Raw genomic sequence first — 18388 nt, forward strand, 5'->3', positions numbered from 1 at the left:
CGGACTGGTCGGTGCAGAACGGGGACAGTCAGACGAATCGCTGGAACGCTTGACTGGCACAATCGCACCCTCGTTCCGGCCGTGGCGTACAACTGGCCCATATCAGGCGTCGAGAACCTGACGAAGTACGTCCGGCGCGTCCTCGAGTGCGTCGTCTAAGGCCTCGACGTTGGGGCCACCGCCTTGAGCGAAGTCCGGCGGACCGCCGCCACCACCGCCGACCTTGGCGGCGAGTTCGCCGACGATCTCGCCGGCGTTGACGCCGATACCGTCGGGAACCGCAACGACGAACTGGGCGCTATCGGTGCCGCTACCGAGGACGGCGATCTTGCCGTCGTCGGCGATGGCGGTTGCCGTCGGCCGGAGTTCGTCCATGTTGGCGTCGATACGGTCGACGACCGCGGTGGTGTCGCCGATATCGACTTCGTCGGCGTCGCCACCGCCGCCGGCACGGGCCGCCGCGAGCTGTTCTTGCAAGTCCTCGATCTGCTTGCCTCGATCTTTCCACTCCTCGAAGAAGCGTTCGGCGGTCTCGGGGACCTCTTCGGGGGTGACGTCGAGCACGTCAGCAGCCGCGTAGAGAGCATCTTCTTTCCGCTGGGTTGCCTCGAGAGCGGCCTCGCCGGCGGCGAAGGTGATGCGTTCGACGCCGTCCTGGACGCGTTCGGTCGAGAGGACTTTGATCGAGCCGACATCGCCGGTGCGGGCGACGTGGGTGCCACCACAGGCCTGGACGTCCTCGTCGACGTGGATGAGCCGGATCTGTTCGCCCGGCGGGATGCCACCCTGGTAGAGGTCGAAGCCGTGTTCGGCCTCGGCGTCGTGGCGGTCGGGCCACTCCTGGCTGACCGCAGTGTTTTCCATTACGATCTCGTTCGCACGCCGTTCGATCGCCGTGACGTCTTCACGGGAGATCCGGTCGTAGTGACGCAGGTCGATCCGCGAGGAGTCGACGCCCTTCTGGGCACCGGCCTGGCGGACGTGATCGCCGAGCACCTGGCGGGCCGAGTGGATGACGATATGAGTGGCCGTGTGGTGTCTCATTAGCTGGCGGCGTCGGGTGGCATCGAGCCGTCCGTTGACGAACTCGCCTTTGCCTGGGTTCTCGTCGGTCCGGTGAAGGACGACATCGTCTTCGATCTGGACGTCTTCGACGTCGACGGTGGTTTCGTCGGTCGAGAGCGTCCCCGTGTCGGCGGGCTGGCCACCGCCCTCGGGGTAGAACATCGTCTGGTCGAGCACGACGTCGTATCCCTCCTCGCGCTCGAAGACGTCGAGCACGACCGCCTCGAAGTGGGTTCGCTGCTGGTCGTCGTAGTAGAGCTTCTCGGTCTCGGGGAGGTCGGCGAATCGCTCGTCTTCCTCCTCGGTCGCCTCCTCGACCGCCTCGCCGGTGTCGTGACGATCCGCGACGAGGCTGTAGAAGTCGTCCGGAACCGCGACCTCCGCACCGGCCTCGGCGGCGATCTCTTCGACCATGTCCGGCTGGATGCCGTGGGAGTCGTAGAGCTCTATCAGTTCGGCCGTCGGAATCGGCTCGCCGTTCTCGGCGTACTCTTCGGCGATCGACTCGACGCGACGGCCGCCGCGCTCGAGCGTCTCGCGGTACTTCTCGACTTCGGTGCGGACGATGTCACGGATTGTGTCGCGGTTCTCGTATTCGAGTCGGTCGGCCTGCATGTCGACGAGTTCGTCCAGCGGTGCGTCGACGCCGACGTTGTCACAGAGCCGTTTCGTGCGGCGAAGGACCATCCGTGCGAGATAGCCCGTCCCGACGTTCGACGGGACGATCCCGTCGCCGAACATGTACGCGAGCGTTCGACAGTGGTCGGCGATGGCATAGACGTCCTCGAGCGGTTCGACCAGTTCGCGGAGCTCGTTGGTCGAGACGCCGAGTTGGGCGGCGATGTCGTCGCGGGCAGCCTCGACATCGTCGACGTCGTCGATGTCCAGGTTCCCAGAGAGGCGGGCGGCACGAGCGACGAGGTCAGCCTCCTCCTCGGTGTGGCCGATCCCCGCGTTGTCTTTGAGGAACGCGATCATCTCGGGGTAGATCGCCTCGTAGACCGTCGGCGTCCCCTGGCTCATCCAGGTCCAGCGCTCGAGACCGTAGCCAGTGTCGACGACGTAGGTGTCCATGTACGAGTAGCGGTTGCCGTCCTTGAGCTCGTACTCGCCGTCGGGGTCTTGCTCCATACACATGAAGACCAGCGTCGCGAGCTCGAGTCCCTTGTAGATGACTTCGATCGCGGGCCCGGCGTTGCCGCCGCCGACCCAGGGGTCTTCGATGTACGTGACCTCGGTGACGTCGGCACCCATCTCCTCGAGCAGCGTATCACAGAGTTCGACGGTGCGGTCCTTCCAGTAGACCTCGCCCTCGTAGGCGTAGTCGGCGTCGGCGTCCGCCCGGCTGTTGAACGCGTGGTGGGCCATCATCTCGAAAGCCATCGTGTGCCGACCCGTCTTGCCGACGTTGTCGATGTCCTGCATCCGGATGCAGGGCTGGCTCACGGTAAGCGGATTGGCCGGCGGCGGCGTCTCGCCGCTGGTCACCAGCGGCTGGAAGTCGTAGATCGACGCCTGGGTCAGCAAGACGTCGTCGCGCCAGCGGTTGGCGGCGACGGGATAGGGATCGATCCGCTCGTGGTCGTGGTCCTCGAAAAAGGAGAGAAACGCCTCCCGCATCTCCTCGAGGCTGTACTCCTCGTCGAACCCGGGGTCGCCGATGAAGTCGTACTCCGCACACGGCGGCTCCCCGCAGGTCTCCCGGTCCTGGTCGCGCGTCCAGAAGTGATTCCCGCACTCGGGACACTCCGTTCGCACGAACCCTTCCTCCTCGAAGTACTCGAGGCGGTACTCGTCCACCAGGTCACTCATTATAGATGTGTTGGCCAGCCAGCGCCTAAAACAGTTCCGCAACGTCCATCGCTGGAGAATAACCGCCCAACGGGACGATCGGTCGCACTCGAGGGTAGCCGTCGAGGAGACGGGAGGGATCGCTGTCTCGATGTCTCGGTACGACCGCGCACACAGGCGGTTACACCGGAACTGACCGCAAGGAAACTGTCGAGACGGACGGCTGTCACGAGGGGCCGACACCGCGATACCGGTCGCGTTCGCCGCCGCACCGACCGCCAGTCGGCCGTCGGAACCGACTCGAGAGGCCGGTCATCGATCGAAAGTAGCGGGGGGAACGAACCGGCGTGGCCTCGTTGCCTTCGCGGTACATAGTTCTCTTGGCTTCGCGGCAGAAATCAGCGTCAGACGTGGCCGAAGAATCTTTACCCCGTTCCTCCGGACTGTGTATGTAGACGACCGATTCGGTCGACGTCATCGATGGCATACTCGTCAACGCGCCCCCAGCCCCGGACGATTCTCTACGCGGCCCACTCCGAAGCGATGGCCCGCGACGGAGCGGCAGCACTGAAGCGCGTCCTGTCGGAGGTCGCTCGTGGAACCGACGTGGAACCGACGGTTCATCCGGTCGGTTCCGTCGAGGATCTCGACGAACTCTCCTCGCAGGCGGACTGTGTCGTCTTCTCGGAGTCGAGCGCCGGGGGCGACACAGCCGATACAGCGGCACACGCCGATCTGCTCGAGGTGGTCAACTGGTGTGAATCGACGCCGCTCGTCGTTTACACCGACGAGTCGTACGCGTCCGCCACCGCCCGCTCGGCAGACGAAATCGACGGCTACGTCCGTCGGAACACGGCCGACTCGCTGGTCCACCTCGCCGACGAAATCGTAAAGGAGTACCACGCGGACGTGCTCGAGGCGTCGACGGACGAATCGAACTCGCTCGAGGAACTCAGCGGTGGCTCCCGGTCTGGTTCCGAACGCGGTCGACAGTCCCGACCCAGTGGCCCACCGTCGGCGTCCGAGCAGCCGGCGACCTCGAGAACGACGACGCTTCTCCAGGCCGCAGCGCGCATCGCGGACTGTCGCGACCGCGACATCCTCTTCGAGCAACTGATCGACGAAGTCGTCGACGTACTCGGCTTCGAACACTGCTGGCTCGCAACCGTCAACTTTGGCGATCTCGTCCCACGGACGTCCTCGCCGGCGGTCCCGGTGGAGGCACTCGGCGAGACGCCCGTCCGAAGTCCCTTCGGCGAGGCGTTTCGCTCCGGCGAACCAACCCACATCGACCTCGCGGGCCACGACGTACTCGGCGGTGGCACCGACCGCTCGCTGTACAGCATCCCCGTCGGTGACGTTGGCGTGTTGCAGGTCGTCGTCGACGCCGACGCGGCGACCGAAGACTCCTCGGCCGAATCCGACCTCGAGATGCTCGAGTCACTGTGTGGATACACTGCGACGATCCTCGAGCGAAACTGGACCGAACTCGGCTTGATCAACGACCGCGACCGGATCAAACGACAGCGCGATCGGCTCTCGGCCAAACAGAATCTGTTTGCCGACGCCTGCAAACGGCTCGAAAACGAACGTGACCGGCTCCAGACCGTCTTCGACCGGTTCCCGGACCCTACTGTCCGGTACGAGGTCGAAGACGGGACGGCCCGCATTCGAGGCGTCAACGACTCTTTCACCGAAGCGTTCGGCGACGAGGAATCGGTCGTCGGCGAGGGGCTCGCGGAGTACACGGTCCCCGACGGCCTCGCGGAACGGACAGCCGCACTCGACGAGGCACTTCGCTCCGGAAAGCAGCAGTTGCTCGTCCACCGCCGCGAGACGGTCGAGGGGACCCGCGACTTCGTGTTGACCGTCGTTCCCCTCCAGACGACCGACGCCGAAGCCGAAGATGAAGACGAAAACGACGGCGAGCGGACGAAAGCCGGGCTGCTCGTCTACGACGACGTCACCGAGCGAAAACGCCGCGAACTCGAGCACGCAGCCGCGACGAAGCGTCTCGATGCCGTCACCGAACTCGCCGACGACGAACTCGAGCCCCAGCTAACCGTCGCCCGAAGCTATCTCGAACTCGCCGAGAAGACCGGCAAGGAAGAACACTTCCGGACGATGGAAGAGGCCCACGAGGAAGCCAAGGTGGCGCTGGACGAACTGCTCGACACCGTCGGCAAAGCAGGCGACGAACTCGAACCGGTCGCGGTCAGCGACGTCGCCCGCCACGCCTGGACGACCGTCGACACCGACGGCGCACGGCTAGTCACCGAAAGCGACCTCATCCTCGAAGGCGATCGAAAGCGGTTGCGAGAACTGTTCGAGAGCGTGCTCGAGACCGCGATCGACGTCGACAGCGCCGAAAGTGAGACCGGAACTGATCCGGTTACGATCACCGTCGGCGCGACCGACGACGGCTTCTACGTGGTCGGTGACAGACCGACGACAGACAGCCCCGATGGGCCACAGGGTGCGCCGACGCCCGGCCGGCTGAACGGCACCGACGGGAGCGGACTCCAACTCGATCGGGTCGAGGAGATCGCCACCGACCACGGCTGGGACATCGGCGTCGCGGAGGACGACGATGGCACGGCCTTTGCCTTCCGCGGGGTCGACGCGGTCGATCTGTCCTGAGCGGTCGGATCAGCCGACGTACCTGGCCGGCACCGAGAGACCGAACTCCGGGGCCGACTCCGCGACGATCCCTTTACTCGTGTAAATGTCGGGCTTGTAGTAGAGTTCGTGCGTGATCCCGTACTCGTCCCGCAGGTGCTCCCTGACGCGGTCGACGTCGTCTTTTGCGAAGTAGTTCGGCGTGTAGACGGTCAGCAGGTAGTCGTCGTACATCTCGAGGTTGTCGTAGCCGAACGTCGTCATCGCCTTTGTCGCCCAGATGACGCCATCCCCCGCGTCGGCGACGAACTCGGGCCACAGCTCCGCGATGCGCTCACCGGTGCCCGTCACCTGCCACTTGCCGAAGCTGATGTACTACGCCTACAAGTATCGCCTCGAGCCGTCTGACGGCCAACGCGAGGAGTTGGACCGCCAGCGCGATATCTGTAGGCAACTATACAATCACACTCGCTACCGCCTCAACGAGTACCGAGAGAACCACGGCGAACTACCGTCCATGACCACGCTTCGGTCGGAGCTACCTGGCCTCAAAAAGTGGTGGGACGAGCTCAATGACGTGTACTCGAAGGTACTCCAAACTGTCGTCGAACGATTCTTCAACAACCTCCGTAGCCTCTCCGCACTCAAAGAGAACGGCTACGACGTCGGCCAACTCAAGTGGAAGCCACCACGCGAGTTCCGCAGTTTCACGTACAACCAGTCTGGCTTCGAGCTCGACAAGAAGGACGGTCAGACTGTCCTGTCACTCTCGAAACTTGCGGACATACCGATCCGGCTCCACCGAGAGATTCCCGACAACGCCGCACTCAAACAGGTCACGCTCAAGAAGGAGCCAACGGGAGAGTGGTTCGCCACCTTCGGTGTCGAAGTCGACCGAGAGCCACCGCAAAAGCCCGACCAGCCGACGGACGTCGTCGGGATCGACGTAGGCATCCTGAAGTACGCCCACGACACCGATGGTCACGCGGTCGAATCGGTTGACCTCTCGGACGAACGCGAACGGCTCGAGCGAGAGCAACGAAAACTCTCGCGCAAAGATCACGGCTCGAACAACTACGAGAAGCAACGCCGTCGCGTGGCCGAGTGTCACGCCGACCTGAAGAACAAGCGCCGAGACTTCTTGCACAAACTCTCGAACTACTACGCTCGAGAGTACGATCTAGTCGCGATCGAAGACCTTGACGCAAAAGGCTTGGTCGAACTTGACGGCAACTCTCGGAACCGTGCTGGAGCAGCGTGGGGGACGTTCCTTCAGATGCTCGAGTACAAGTGCGAACGCGAGGGAACGCGCTTCGTGGCCGTCGATCCGGCTGGAACGACCAAAGAGTGTGCGGCTTGCGGTGTGTCGAGCGAGAAACCGCTGTGGGTCCGCGAACACGCCTGTCCGTCGTGCGGGTTCACCGCCGATCGGGACTGGAACGCGGCCTGGAACATTCTTTCTCGCGGGATCAAGCAGGTAGGAGCGGGACGCTCCGAATCAACGTCCTCAGAATCGCCGTGCGATTCTGATGGGCTGCGAAAATCGCGCAGCGATTTTCGAACGCCTGTGGAGACTGCGCTCCCTACGGGAACCACCTCGGTTCCTGCAAAGCGCGTCGTGGAAGCAGGAAGCCCCATCTGCTCACGGGCGCGAAGCGCCCGTTCGCATGGTCCGTGAGACCTTAATGATCAAGATAACTTTTGCAAATATGGACTGAGGAACTGGTCGATCCAAGACTTGGCGAATCCAAGTCGATCGGTGAGGGTGTTGAAGAGGCGGCGAGCGAGAGTGCGGAACGCGCTCTCGCTCGCCACGACGATTGGTGAAGCATTCCGTTTGAGCACTTTCCAGACCTGCTCGATTGGATTGAGATGCGGTGAACCGACCGGAAGAAAGACGAGATCGATACCGAGTTGATGTGCGCGCTTGCGCGTGTGCTCACAGATGTGAGACGAGAAGTTGTCCAAGACGAGCAGAATCCGCGTTCCCGGATTCTGCTCGCGGACCTCCTCCAATAGGGCACAGATGTTCTCTTTCGATTGATCTTCAGGAAAGGTCAGGACACTTTCGCCGTTGAGCGTATAGCACCCGACCGCTGGTTCGTCAAGCTTCACCAGCGGTCGTTCGAGTGTCGGATCATCGACGTACCACAGTCGATGCGAATTGTCGTATGGTTGCGGATGAGAAGCGTCACAAAAACCGACGATAGTTCCTCCATCTGTACAGATATCGTCGTCGAGAACCCAGCCTTCGTCCTCATCCTCGGGACGCTTGTTATGTGCTGTCTCTGTTTCCTCGTCGAACGCGTCTGCGACGCGTTCTTCGAGGATTTCATCTGCATTTTCTGGCCGTGAGGGACGTTTTGGACGTGGTTTAGCGTAAGACAGTCCGAGATTCCGGAGGAATCGACCGAGATAATCCGGATGGTACTCAACATCGAACTCTTCGTCCAAGAGCTGGTGAACTTCCTGTGCTTTCCAGGGCTGTCCCTCCCGGAGAAGTTCTAGAAGACACTCTTGTTCCTCGTCACCGAGCTTCGGGGGCCTTCCGCTCCCGAAGTTCGGTGTCAACTGACCCAGCCCGCCATCGTTCCATCGACGTGCCCAGCGACTTCCAGTCGACGCAGATTTCCCAACGTCGTCGGCTGCTTCTTCGTACGTTGCACCCTTGTAGAGACGTTTGACAAAGGTGAGCCGCTTGACGACCTTTGGATCGTCTGCTTCGTCCAGCAGACGATCCAACTCCTCCTCGCTCAGATGACGAACGAGCTCGCCCCGCCGGTCTCCTCCCATTACCCCGTTCGTCTTAGCCCACGCCCAAAACTTCTGTCACTCATTACGGTCTCACGCTACCCTCAAGGAGCGAACGGCGTCAGCCGTGAGCGAGTAGGGTGGGGTAGTTCACATGCTATCGGGTTTTGCCACCGTGTTCTCGGAGAAACGTGGCGTACGCATTTGTGCCGGAAGACGGTACGTGTCGGTATGTTCAGACGTGCTCGAGAGCTCGGCCCGCCGGTGCTGGTCCCGCTGGCCTGGGGATTCGTGACTGCTGCCTATCTCGGCGTCGTCGCCGAACGAACGCTGTTCGTCGCCCACGTCGTGATGGCCGTCTTTCTGGTCGGCTTCGCGGCGACCGGCTACGCCGACATGCGCGAGGGCCTGCTCCAAACGTGGTGGTGGATCGTCGCCGTCGGCTCGCTCGTCACGCTCTGTGGCGTCGTCGGCCTCTGGCTCGAGCCGACGAATCGGCTGCTCGAGGCCGTCGCCCTCTTTGGCTGGATCGGCCTGCCGGCGATCGGGTTCGTCGAAACCGGGCGTCGGGTCGGCCGAGGAACTCGGATCTACGTGGCCGGAGCCGCTGGCTGTCTGTTCGGTGCGATCCTCTTTGCCGGCGGCCAGTTCTGGTCCCTCGAACTGACCGCGGCCGTGGGCCTCGCTCTCGTCGGCGTCGGACAGACGGCGGGGATTGTCGATGCGGCAGTCCGCTACTGAACCGATAGCGACACGCATCACGCCCCGCTGTGAGCCGATCGATCCGTCGATGTCCCTCCCTTCTCCTGCCCCCATCCTGGGAGACCCTGGAGAGAAATCGACGCTACGCGTCGTCGTCCAAGGCCAGCGACGCCAGCATCGCCTCGAGTTGCAGGCGCTCGTTTGCACCTTCCGTGATGCGGTAGTCGACTTCGCCGAGACGTTCGAGCAGCCGCACGGTCGCCCGCTCGGGGATGTCAAACTCCCAGGCGGAGCGGTGGAGTTGATCGATGACGTCGCCGCCGGCGAGCCCGCGATCCATGAGCAAGTCTTCGAGGGCTGCGCGGGCGGCAGTGAAGTCGCCGTCGATAGCGTGTTCGACCATCTCCTCGACCTCCTCGGGGCGGGCGGTCGAGGTGATCGCGAAGACGGTCTCCTCGTCGACGACTTCGCCCATGACGGCTGCAGCCTGGAGGCCGTTGATCGCCTTGCGCATGTCGCCGTCGGCCGCGTAGACCAGCGCGTCGACACCGTTGTCGGTGAGTTCGATCGTTTCGGTAGCGGCAATCTCGCGTATCTGTGTCTCGACCGCGTCGTCACCGAGTTCGGTAAAGCGAAAGACCGCACAGCGAGACTGGATCGGGTCGATGATCTGACTCGAGTAGTTACACGAGAGGATGAATCGCGTGTTGTTCGAGAACTGTTCCATCGTGCGACGCAGTGCGGATTGGGCGTCGCTGGTCAGCGCGTCGGCTTCGTCCAGGAAGATGATGCGGTGGTCGTAGCCGCCAAACGACGATCGCGCGAAGTCTTTGATCCGGTCGCGGACGACGTCGATCCCGCGCTGGTCGGAGGCGTTCAACTCGAGGAAGTTCTCCTTCCAGTCGTCGCCGTAGACTTCGCGGGCGATAGCTTGTGCACTGGCCGTTTTGCCAACGCCCGCCGGCCCCGCGAACATGAGGTGGGGGAGGTCGTCCTGCTCGACGTACCGTTTCAGTCGCGGGACGATGTTCTCGTGGCCCTTGATCTCGTCGAGCCGCTCCGGCCGGTACTTCTCGATCCAGACTTCTGTCTTGCCGGGTGTCGGCTCCGCCGCCTCGGCGTCGGCCTCGCTCATACCGGCCCAACGCGTGGGGCGAAAATAAATCGTCCGAAGGTCGACTTCGAACCGCTACCGGCTCCGCCCACCCACACGGTAGCTTGCCGCTGGCCGAGAAACCGTCGCACGCGTCACTGTGAGCACGGCCCACTCGTGGGGCCGTCGTCTGTGTCGTCCTCGTCACGTTCGTCCGGGCGATGACAGCGACGGGTCCGACAGTTCCAAAACCGAAAGACGGGGCAGCCGTATGGTCGTCGCGGACGGCAAGACGATCGAGACCCCTCGAGACGGCCCGATCGTACTGAACACGACGGCTGCACTCGTTGGCTCTGCCCCAGCGAACTGGTCAGACCGTCGATGTGAACGGCAGACGCGAAGCGATGCCAGCACGGAAGGGTCGATGCCGGCTCGAATCGTCCCGAGAGCCCCACTCGCGGTCACGCCGCTCGAGTCTTTTTCTGTTTCCCACTTTCGACGGACGGACTACAGCACTTACGTATCTCGAGAGCGAAGTCGTAGCTGCCGTTCACGTATTCACCCACCTGAGCGATACGAAGACCGTCCATCGGGCCATTTCAGCCCACTTTTCCAGGTGCTAGATTCGATACAGTCCAGTCATCGAGCGACGCGCTCAAGTCCGCGCCATCGTAACTGCGAGTATGCACGTCACCGTCGACGTCAAAGGCGAGGGAAGCCACGAGATCGATCTCGCGGAACTCGAGGAGGAGACCTACGCTGGTCTGCTCCGGAAAGTCGACCTCAGTCCCCACGAGGTGAGTGTCCTCGTCGACGGCCAACCGGTACCGGAGGATCAGCCGGTCGAGAGCGACGAGGTGACAGTGTTGCGGCTGATCAAGGGCGGATAGCTACGCGTTGGCGTGTTTGACCTCGTGGCCGTGGTCGCGGATCGATCGAATGATCGCTCGCGCCTGTCCTGCACCGCTCGTCTCGATTTCGAAGACGAGATGGGCCTCGCCGACGTCGAGTTCCGGAGCCGACCGGTCGTGTCGGATCGTCTGAATGTTGGCGTTGTGTTTCGCGATCAACCCTGAAATCTCTTCCATCTTGCCCGGTTGGTCGTCGATCCGGACCCGGAGTCGGAGTAGCTGATCGCGGTCGGAAAGTGCATGGACCAGCACAGTCTGTAACATCGTCATGTCGAGATTGCCACCACACAGCAGCGGCATCACGGTCTCACCCGAGACGTCGAGTTCCTCGCTGATGATGGCTGCAACCGACGCTGCGCCCGCGCCCTCGACGACCTGTTTCGCCCGCTCCAACAGGAGCAAGATAGCACGCGCGATTTCGCCGTCTGTCACCGTTACCACCTCGTCGACGTGGTCCTCGATCAACGAGAGCGTGAGATCCGAAATGCCACCCGTGGCGATCCCGTCGGCGATCGTATCGACCGACTCGAGCGAGACGGGGACTCCTTTCTGGAGGCTGTCCGGAACTGTCGTGGCACCAGAGGCCTGCACCCCGACGACCCGGGTTTCCGGCGAGAGTTCGTCGAACGCGGTCGCGATTCCCGAGATGAGTCCGCCACCACCGATCGGAACGACGATGGTGTCGACCTCGGGCAGGTCCTCGTACATCTCGACGCCGAGCGTGCCCTGGCCGGCGACGATCGCGGGGTCGTCGTAGGCGTGGACGAACTCGACGTCGTCGTCCGCGGAGCTGAGTTCCTGTGCGTGGGCCATCGCCTCGCGGAAGTCGGTGCCGACGAGTTCCACTTCGGCTCCGTACTCCCGCGTCGCGTCGACCTTGGCCTGGGGAGCGGTCCGGGGCATCACGATGGTCGACTCGACGCCGAGTTTCGTCGCCGCGAGTGCGACGCCCTGGGCGTGGTTGCCGGCACTCGCAGCGACGACCCCCCCGATATCACCTTCCGCCGCAGTCTTGGCAATCTTGTTGTACGCACCACGAGTCTTGAACGAGCCCGTCCACTGCAGGTGCTCCATCTTGAGGTGGACCTCGCCACCGGTGAGTTCGTCCAGTGACGTACTCCGTTCGACGGGCGTCCGTTTGACGACCGACTCGTCGTCGAGACGCTCGCGGGCCGTCTCGATGTCGGCGAACGTAACGAGATCGGAACTATCAGTCATTCGTTGGTGCAATATTTACACAGGGGCAAATAATGGTTCCCTCACCGACTTGCTCGAGTGAGACGGATTGCTGTACCTCTCTCTTGTCGATCGCCAGAACGGTGTCGGCGACCGGTAGTAATTGACGACAGGAAACCGTCTGAAGGCGAGCGACGAGCCGACCGTCAGAAGACGAGTTTCGGTCGGTGAGAAAGCCGGACAGTTTTGCTCCCGGAACGCAGAGATGCCGTCGTAATGGCGAACGCGTACAATGGGCGACGTCTGGAGGGAGCGACGAGCGGACGACTCGTGCCGAGAGCACTCCCGCGACGCGGACGATGACGATATCGACGTTCGTCCGGTCCGCACGACCCGAGGACGCCCTCGAGGTCAGGCGTATCCTCGACGCGGCGATGCTCGAGCCCGGCGACGTCGACGCACGAATCGACGATAGCGACGTTTTCGTGGCGGGTGATCGGACCGGAGCGACAGAACGCATCCTCGGCACTGCCGTCCTCGAACCACTCGAAACTCAGCACGGGGCACACCTCTCCGCGATCGGCGTCCGTCGCCGTCACCGGGGAAACGGTCTCGGTCGGCGGTTGGTCGAGCGCTCACTCGAGCGAGAAGGCAGGCTCACCGCACGGTTCGACGACGGCGTCCGTCCGTTCTACGATTCGCTCGGTTTTACCATCGAGTCGGTAGACGAGCAGCGATATCGGGGGGTACTCGTCGAGAGGTGACGGGCTCCGAACGCGTTCTGGCCAGTCCCAGTAGTACCAGTGGGCTGGAACCGACTGCGTCCCCTCCAAGAGCCACTTCGGTTCCTGCAAAGCGCGTCGTTAAAATGGGAAGCCCCACTCGAGCGCGAGCGCAAGCGAGCGAGTAGAGTGGGTAGCTAACCGACTGTTGACCGCCCTGACGACTCCGCCGACGGAACCCAGGACCAAAGACACGTTACGACTCCGACTCGAGTTTCGTCCGGAACCGGTCGAGTCCGAGTCCGAGCATGTCGGGGCTTACAGACTGGAACTCGCCGTTGTCCGGCAGGTAGCCGCGAACGGAATCCCAACTGTCGCGAGCGTAGCGTTCGTCTAGCAGCACCCGGACGCCGACGTCGTCAGGGCTCCGGATGACACGGCCGATCGCTTGGCGTGCCTTCCGGACCGCAGGGATCGTCAGCGCATACTCGAAACCGTCGCCGAACGCGTCGTCGTACGCTCGCCTCACGGCCTTCGTCCGCGGACTCGAGGTGTTGACGATCGGTACGCCACAGACCACGGCAGCCGAAAGGCGATCGCCGCTGTAGTCGACGCCTTCCGTGAGCGTTCCCCGGAGACTCGTCACGAGCACCTTCCCGTCGCCCGCGAAGAACTCGGATTTCAGCGACTGGGTCGTCTCGTCGTCGCTCGAGGCGTCCAGCAGGACGGGTTTGTCGACGCGCGACTCGAGTTCGCCCGCGATCCACTCGGCCTCGGCGTAACTCGGCATGCCGACGAGGACGTTACCGGGGAGGCTGGCGACCGTCGAGACGGCGTCAGCGTAGTGGGTTCTGGTCTGGTTCTCCGCTCCCGGGTGACCACGGTTGTCGTACGTGTACTTCGGCGCGGCGACCGCGAAACTCTCGCGGTTCTCCTCGGGGAAGTGGAGTCCGTAGCGGCGCTCGACGACCGGCCTGTCTTCCTCGCGCTCGAGGTAGTCGAGTCCTATCACTTCAGCGAACGCCTCGACCGGCTCGAGAGTCGCGCTCATCAGGACGCCACCGCCGAAAGCGGCGAGTCGATCTCCGATGGCGTCGCTTGGCACGCAGTTGTGCAAGGCGAGGCGGGCGTTGTAGGCCCGACGCCAGGAATCGACAGGCTCGGTGTCGTCCCAGGTGCGCTCGAGTTCGATCTCCCGGAAGTAGTCGGTGTGATCGCAGCGATACCACTCGCCGAGCACGCGGCCGACCGCCGGCGCGGCTCGAGCCCGCTCTTCGTCCTCGGCCTCGTTCAGAATCCGGGCGACGACGGCCCCGACGGCTTCGGCGCGAACCCACTCGACGTCGCCGTAGCCAGCCTCGCGAGCCCACTCGCTGATCTCGTCTTCTGCCGGTTCGGCAGGATCGCGGAGGGGGATCTCCTCGTCCTCGAGATCAGTCAGGTTCGACTCCCAGCCCCGGTGGTTCCGGTCGAGAGAGGCCGTCACCCGTCGGTCGAGTTCGGCGCGGAGGTCCTGGATGAACTCGAGCGTGCGGTGCAGTTCCTCGTAGGAGACGTCGCTGTCGTTCAGTTCCGAGCGCACGAGGTCGGCGTCGGCGGTCTTCGACCCGCCCTGGGCCTGCCGTCCCTCGCGTTCGAACTTGACCGGCTGGATGACCCGCGAGAGTTCGGTTTCGGCGTCCCGCAGCGTTCGATCGGCGACCCCGTCGCTGACCAGATCGCGGACGCGAGGCTCGAGCATGTGTGCCTCGTCGCAGACGACGAACGTCGAATCGTCGAGCAACGCGCCCGTAAAAGAGCCGGTCGTCTGAGGGTCGAAGGCGTGGTAGTAGTTGCCGACGACGACCTCGACCTGGCCCAGCACTGCGCCCATCACCGAGTGCGGACAGGTGCCGTTGCGAACCGCGCGAGCTACGAGTTCCGACGGCGTGACCAGCCCAGCCTCCGTGAAGTCGTAGGGGACGGCCTCGGCAGGATCGCCAGTACCGTCTTCGCTCTCCGGCAGGTCCTCGAGATACTGGGCGTAGAACGGACAGTACTCTGTTTCGGCTCCTGCTGGCCCGCCGTCGCTGTACTCGGGGAGGTCGAGCGGATAGGGCGTCGGCTCGCCGGCGGTCTCGAGGTAGTTCGCACTGCCGGCACTGCCGCTGTCGGCGAGCCCGATCTGCTGGCTGCGGGCGCGTGCGGCGAGGTTCTGTGCCGTCGTCTCGCCACCCTCTCCGGTGAGGTCTCGCGTACGATCCCGCAACGTCTCACAGCGGTCGTAGACGTTGCCGTCGTCGATCCCCGCAGCACCCTCGCGGTTGTACGGACAGACGTCGGCCTTACCGACGAGCGTGAGTCCCGAGACCGGTCGCCAGTCGTCGGGCAGGGTCTCGTTTATCGTCTCTAAGTCCTCCTCGAACTGGCGTAACTGTTGTTTGACGCTCGTGAGGACGAACACCCGCTCGTAGTCGCTGTCGGGGTCGCGCACGAGGTCGATCCCGGCCGTGAGCGCGAGCATCGTCTTCCCGGTGCCACAGGCCCCCTCGACGACGGTGTAGCCGCCCTCGCGGGCGGTCTCGACGGCCGTCTCGATCCCGTCGACCTGCTCGTCGTAGGGCTCGTCGTGGCCGAAGATCGCGCGCCAGTCCGTCATACTGTCAGTACTCCTCGCCGGTCGTCCATAGCGTTGACGGACCGAACTCGTCCCGGCATCGGTGATAAACCTGCGCAGTTCTCACTCCTCGGGTGGTGACGCCTCGAGCGGTCCGGGGTCGGGGCCTCCACTCCAGTCGTCCCTCGAAGCGTCGGGAAGCGACCACTCCCGCTCGAGATCGGGCGCACCGCGAACGGCAATCACGACTGCAGCGAGGCCGAAGGCCAAAACCCCCACCCCACCGACGGGATTGACGAGGAGCTCGTGGCCGCCCTGTGTGAAGACCAGCATCGTTGTCGCGAAGCCGTTGAACGTCCCGTGCAGGATCGTCGGCGCGAGCACCGACTTCGCCTGCACCGTGACGTAGGTGTAGACCGGCGACATCGCGAGACAGGCGGCGGTCATCATCCCGACGCCGACGACGGGGTAGTTCGGATAGTTGTACCCTTCGAGGATCACCGGCGCGTGCCAGAGACCCCAGAGTACGCCGATGATCGCCGAAGCACCCAGAAACCGACGGGCGAGAGTTCGGTTCGGAGGACGCCGCGCCAGCCGAACTCCTCGCCGGACGCGAGGACGGCGTTGATCGTCGCGCCGAAGACGAGCGCGGCGACGACCGTGAGCAGCAGGTTCCAGGGCCAACCGGGGAGCTCCGGGCCAGCAGCGGCCTCGCTGTCTTGCGGTTGCGTCTCGGTGACGTCTATTCTCTCGCCGGTCAGCGGGTTCGCGTCGGGAACGAACTCGACGCCGGGAACGGCAAGCGCGATTCCGGCTCCAACCAGCACGAGGACGATCGGAACGGCGGCAGCGATCGCAAGCCAGCGGAACCGTCCCCGCGGCAAGCGGAGCCCCGCTGTCTCGAACGACGGACCACCGACGAGACACGTGACGACCCCGGCGAGCAACGGCGTGAACATGTACGCAGGTGCGAGGAGAATCATATCGACGCCGGTGAGCTACGAGGCAGCGACGAAGCCGCCGGAGAGCACGACAAGCGAGCCGAGAAAGGTAAGCGGCAATCGACGAACGGTCACGGGCTCGCCGTCACCTCCAGCGTCGTCGAACAGTCGTAGTGTAACATATGTGATCCGATTTCGGAGAGCAGTATAACTGTTGTGCCACCGGCGAGACCGACTCCCCAGCAGGCCGTTGCTGGCCCACCGCTTACCCCACGTCCGTCCCTGGAACCGGACGTGAACGTCCCAGAGCCGCTCCAAGACGTCGACGGACAGGACGCACTCGTTCGAAACGTCGAGGACGACGATCGCGGAAATCCCATCGTGGTCGATTTCGGTCAGGATGCGAGGATCGACGCCACCGACTCGAGGGTTATCGTCGTCGGAGACGGGCGACAACTCGAGTTCGAACTACCTGCATCGGCGAGTGACGTGACCGTTCGAAACGGCGTCGTGACGATCGAAGGCGACGGTTAGATCGTTATCGACGCTGTCGCTTCGCCAGGTCGTAGATCGACGACCCGGTCGACGAGAGTAACCGTTTCGTTCCCACCAGGACCTCGCGGGCGACGGGTGCACCGTCGAAGAGCCACAGCAGGGCTGCCAGCGCTGCGGCCGCGAACTGCACCCAGAGATACGTCGAAAGTTCGCCCGCGAGCAGTTGTTGCTGATAGCTGGCAAAGAGCTGGGCGAATTCGGCGAGAAACCCCTCGTGGGAGTGCGTCGGAGGCATCTCGACCGGTGCAACCGGCCAGAGGACGATCCCGAACTCGAGGTAGCCGCCCCGGACGTAGCCGTCGACGACGTCGGCCGGCAGGTGCAACAGGTAGCCGACGCCGAACGCGAGCCCTGCTCGTGGTCGTCCCCACGAACGCGCGAGCACGCCGACGGCAATCGCCAGCGGCACCGCGAAGAAGATCGAGTGCCCGAGCGCGTAGCCAGTCTCGAAGATGCCGAACTCCCAGGCCAGTGGCTTGTCGACGATATCGGGGAGGACCGAGGCAAAGACGACGGCAAACGCCTCGAGGCCGCCGGGCGGCTCGCGGTAGGAGAGGTGACAGAACAGCGAGTACGCGAGGTAGCCGACGATCGCGTGTTCCCAGGGCCACATGGGAGGCCGTAGCCGACCGGGAGGGAAGTGCGTTCGCCCCGCTTTCAGATCGTGAGTTGAGTCGCACGCTCGAGCGCAACGCACTCGAGTGTGGACGCACAACCGCTCGTATGAGCGAGACAACGGCTGATTTCGACGTCGACGCGTGGCGAGAGGAACTCCAGGCGAAACGCGCCGAGAAAGACGAGTTCTTCGACGAACATCCACAGTCGCCGATCCCGCCCGAGGAGCGCGACGAGTTCGAGGGACTCGACTACTTCGATCCCGCTCCCGACTACCGCGTGACCGCGACGGCGACGGCCCACGACGACCCCGAGGTTGTCCTGCTCGACACCACCACGGGTCGGGAGATGCGCTATCTCCGAACGACGACGCTTGCTTTCGACCTCGAGCGCGAGGACGCCGATCTCGAGGACGGCACGTACGAACTCGCGGCCTACCAGCAGGAGCGGCCCGGGAGCGACCAAGAAGAGCCGCTTTTCGTTCCCTTCCGGGACAAGACGACGGGCCAGCAGAGCTACGAAGGCGGTCGATACATGGAGCTTGCGCCCGAGCGAGAACTCGAGGACGGAGACGAACTCGTCGTCGACTTCAACCTCGCGTACACGCCGTTCTGTGCCTACAGCGAGACGTTTGACTGTCCACTCCCGCCGGAAGAGAACTGGCTCGAGGTGGCGATTCCGGCCGGGGAACGGTTCGAGTAGGCTCCTGTCGCTTTTTGTTCCTCGGTACCGTGAAGTAGTGTCTGGACGGTAGAGGACAACGGTGAACGAATCGAGTGCGACCCGGCGCGATCCTCCGTGATGTCCTGCTGGACACGGGTCTGTCGCCGCACAACGAAATGGTAACGACT

General features: G+C 63.7%; 13 protein-coding genes and 2 pseudogenes. 7 read left to right on the top strand and 8 right to left on the bottom strand.

Translation table 11 applies throughout. The features are described from left to right. Window positions 1-102: 102 nt before the first annotated feature. Window positions 103-2877, bottom strand: coding sequence for an alanine--tRNA ligase (gene alaS / locus NATGR_RS07955; RefSeq protein WP_005578567.1), 2775 nt, complete (start codon window positions 2875-2877; stop codon window positions 103-105). Between the two features lie 459 nt (window positions 2878-3336). On the opposite strand from alaS, the gene NATGR_RS07965 reads away from it, so the two are divergent. Then, complete coding sequence (locus NATGR_RS07965) at window positions 3337-5496, top strand: GAF domain-containing protein (protein WP_005578564.1); 2160 nt, start codon at window positions 3337-3339, stop codon at window positions 5494-5496. A 9-nt stretch (window positions 5497-5505) separates the two neighbouring features. On the opposite strand, the pseudogene NATGR_RS07970 reads toward NATGR_RS07965, so the two are convergent. Continuing rightward, window positions 5506-5844, bottom strand: a pseudogene (locus NATGR_RS07970) (putative phosphothreonine lyase domain-containing protein); the annotation flags it as partial. Between the two features lies 1 nt (window position 5845). Here NATGR_RS07970 and NATGR_RS07975 point away from each other — a divergent pair. Further along, entirely contained in the window at window positions 5846-7153 is a 1308-nt protein-coding gene (locus NATGR_RS07975; protein ID WP_015233456.1) for an RNA-guided endonuclease InsQ/TnpB family protein, read from the top strand. Between the two features lie 11 nt (window positions 7154-7164). On the opposite strand, the gene NATGR_RS07980 is transcribed toward NATGR_RS07975, so the two are convergent. Beyond that, window positions 7165-8268: an IS630-like element ISNagr8 family transposase gene (locus NATGR_RS07980; RefSeq protein ID WP_015233457.1), complete on the bottom strand. Its 1104-nt coding sequence runs from the start codon at window positions 8266-8268 to the stop codon at window positions 7165-7167. Window positions 8269-8457: 189 nt separating this feature from the next. Between NATGR_RS07980 and NATGR_RS07985 the strand changes: the two genes are divergently transcribed. Further along, window positions 8458-8967 carry a hypothetical protein gene (locus NATGR_RS07985; RefSeq protein ID WP_005578545.1) on the top strand — a complete coding sequence of 170 codons (510 nt, stop codon included), beginning with the start codon at window positions 8458-8460 and terminating at the stop codon, window positions 8965-8967. 103 nt (window positions 8968-9070) lie between these two features. Here NATGR_RS07985 and NATGR_RS07990 read toward each other — a convergent pair whose 3' ends face one another. Beyond that, entirely contained in the window at window positions 9071-10063 is a 993-nt protein-coding gene (locus tag NATGR_RS07990) for a replication factor C small subunit (RefSeq protein WP_005578543.1), read from the bottom strand. Window positions 10064-10704: 641 nt separating this feature from the next. Between NATGR_RS07990 and samp2 the strand changes: the two genes are divergently transcribed. Next, on the top strand, window positions 10705-10911 hold the full coding sequence (samp2, locus tag NATGR_RS07995) for a ubiquitin-like small modifier protein SAMP2 (protein WP_005578541.1): 207 nt from the start codon (window positions 10705-10707) through the stop codon (window positions 10909-10911). Here the strand turns inward: samp2 and ilvA are convergent, their stop codons facing one another. Beyond that, entirely contained in the window at window positions 10912-12150 is a 1239-nt protein-coding gene (ilvA, locus tag NATGR_RS08000; protein WP_005578539.1) for a threonine ammonia-lyase, read from the bottom strand. 317 nt (window positions 12151-12467) lie between these two features. On the opposite strand from ilvA, the gene NATGR_RS08005 reads away from it, so the two are divergent. Beyond that, window positions 12468-12872, top strand: coding sequence for a GNAT family N-acetyltransferase (locus NATGR_RS08005; protein ID WP_005578537.1), 405 nt, complete (start codon window positions 12468-12470; stop codon window positions 12870-12872). A gap of 214 nt (window positions 12873-13086) precedes the next feature. Here NATGR_RS08005 and NATGR_RS08010 read toward each other — a convergent pair whose 3' ends face one another. Both NATGR_RS08010 and NATGR_RS08015 read right to left on the bottom strand, forming a co-directional pair. Continuing rightward, window positions 13087-15468: an ATP-dependent DNA helicase gene (locus tag NATGR_RS08010; protein ID WP_005578535.1), complete on the bottom strand. Its 2382-nt coding sequence runs from the start codon at window positions 15466-15468 to the stop codon at window positions 13087-13089. Between the two features lie 81 nt (window positions 15469-15549). After that, a pseudogene (locus NATGR_RS08015) lies at window positions 15550-16502 on the bottom strand (CPBP family intramembrane glutamic endopeptidase). A 159-nt stretch (window positions 16503-16661) separates the two neighbouring features. Between NATGR_RS08015 and NATGR_RS08020 the strand changes: the two are divergent. Continuing rightward, window positions 16662-16901, top strand: coding sequence for a hypothetical protein (locus NATGR_RS08020; RefSeq protein WP_005578532.1), 240 nt, complete (start codon window positions 16662-16664; stop codon window positions 16899-16901). Window positions 16902-16905: 4 nt separating this feature from the next. On the opposite strand, the gene NATGR_RS08025 is transcribed toward NATGR_RS08020, so the two are convergent. Beyond that, window positions 16906-17535, bottom strand: coding sequence for a metal-dependent hydrolase (locus NATGR_RS08025; RefSeq protein ID WP_005578530.1), 630 nt, complete (start codon window positions 17533-17535; stop codon window positions 16906-16908). Window positions 17536-17645: 110 nt separating this feature from the next. Between NATGR_RS08025 and NATGR_RS08030 the strand changes: the two genes are divergently transcribed. Then, a complete protein-coding gene (locus NATGR_RS08030) occupies window positions 17646-18239 on the top strand; it encodes a DUF1684 domain-containing protein (protein ID WP_005578528.1) in 594 nt (197 codons plus the stop codon). Window positions 18240-18388 lie beyond the last annotated feature (149 nt).

It is taken from the genome of Natronobacterium gregoryi SP2 (assembly GCF_000230715.2).
In the GTDB taxonomy this organism is placed as follows: Archaea; Halobacteriota; Halobacteria; order Halobacteriales; family Natrialbaceae; genus Natronobacterium; species Natronobacterium gregoryi.

Excerpts from the sequence above, each read along its gene's own strand:
- ilvA (WP_005578539.1), bottom strand. The coding sequence starts at position 12,150 with ATGACTGATAGTTCCGATCTCGTTACGTTCGCCGACATCGAGACGGCC.
- samp2 (WP_005578541.1), top strand. The coding sequence starts at position 10,705 with ATGCACGTCACCGTCGACGTCAAAGGCGAGGGAAGCCACGAGATCGAT.
- NATGR_RS07980 (WP_015233457.1), bottom strand. The coding sequence starts at position 8,268 with ATGGGAGGAGACCGGCGGGGCGAGCTCGTTCGTCATCTGAGCGAGGAG.
- NATGR_RS07990 (WP_005578543.1), bottom strand. The coding sequence starts at position 10,063 with ATGAGCGAGGCCGACGCCGAGGCGGCGGAGCCGACACCCGGCAAGACA.
- NATGR_RS08025 (WP_005578530.1), bottom strand. The coding sequence starts at position 17,535 with ATGTGGCCCTGGGAACACGCGATCGTCGGCTACCTCGCGTACTCGCTG.
- NATGR_RS07975 (WP_015233456.1), top strand. The coding sequence starts at position 5,846 with ATGTACTACGCCTACAAGTATCGCCTCGAGCCGTCTGACGGCCAACGC.
- NATGR_RS07965 (WP_005578564.1), top strand. The coding sequence starts at position 3,337 with ATGGCATACTCGTCAACGCGCCCCCAGCCCCGGACGATTCTCTACGCG.
- NATGR_RS08010 (WP_005578535.1), bottom strand. The coding sequence starts at position 15,468 with ATGACGGACTGGCGCGCGATCTTCGGCCACGACGAGCCCTACGACGAG.
- NATGR_RS08005 (WP_005578537.1), top strand. The coding sequence starts at position 12,468 with ATGACGATATCGACGTTCGTCCGGTCCGCACGACCCGAGGACGCCCTC.
- NATGR_RS08030 (WP_005578528.1), top strand. The coding sequence starts at position 17,646 with ATGAGCGAGACAACGGCTGATTTCGACGTCGACGCGTGGCGAGAGGAA.
- alaS (WP_005578567.1), bottom strand. The coding sequence starts at position 2,877 with ATGAGTGACCTGGTGGACGAGTACCGCCTCGAGTACTTCGAGGAGGAA.
- NATGR_RS07985 (WP_005578545.1), top strand. The coding sequence starts at position 8,458 with ATGTTCAGACGTGCTCGAGAGCTCGGCCCGCCGGTGCTGGTCCCGCTG.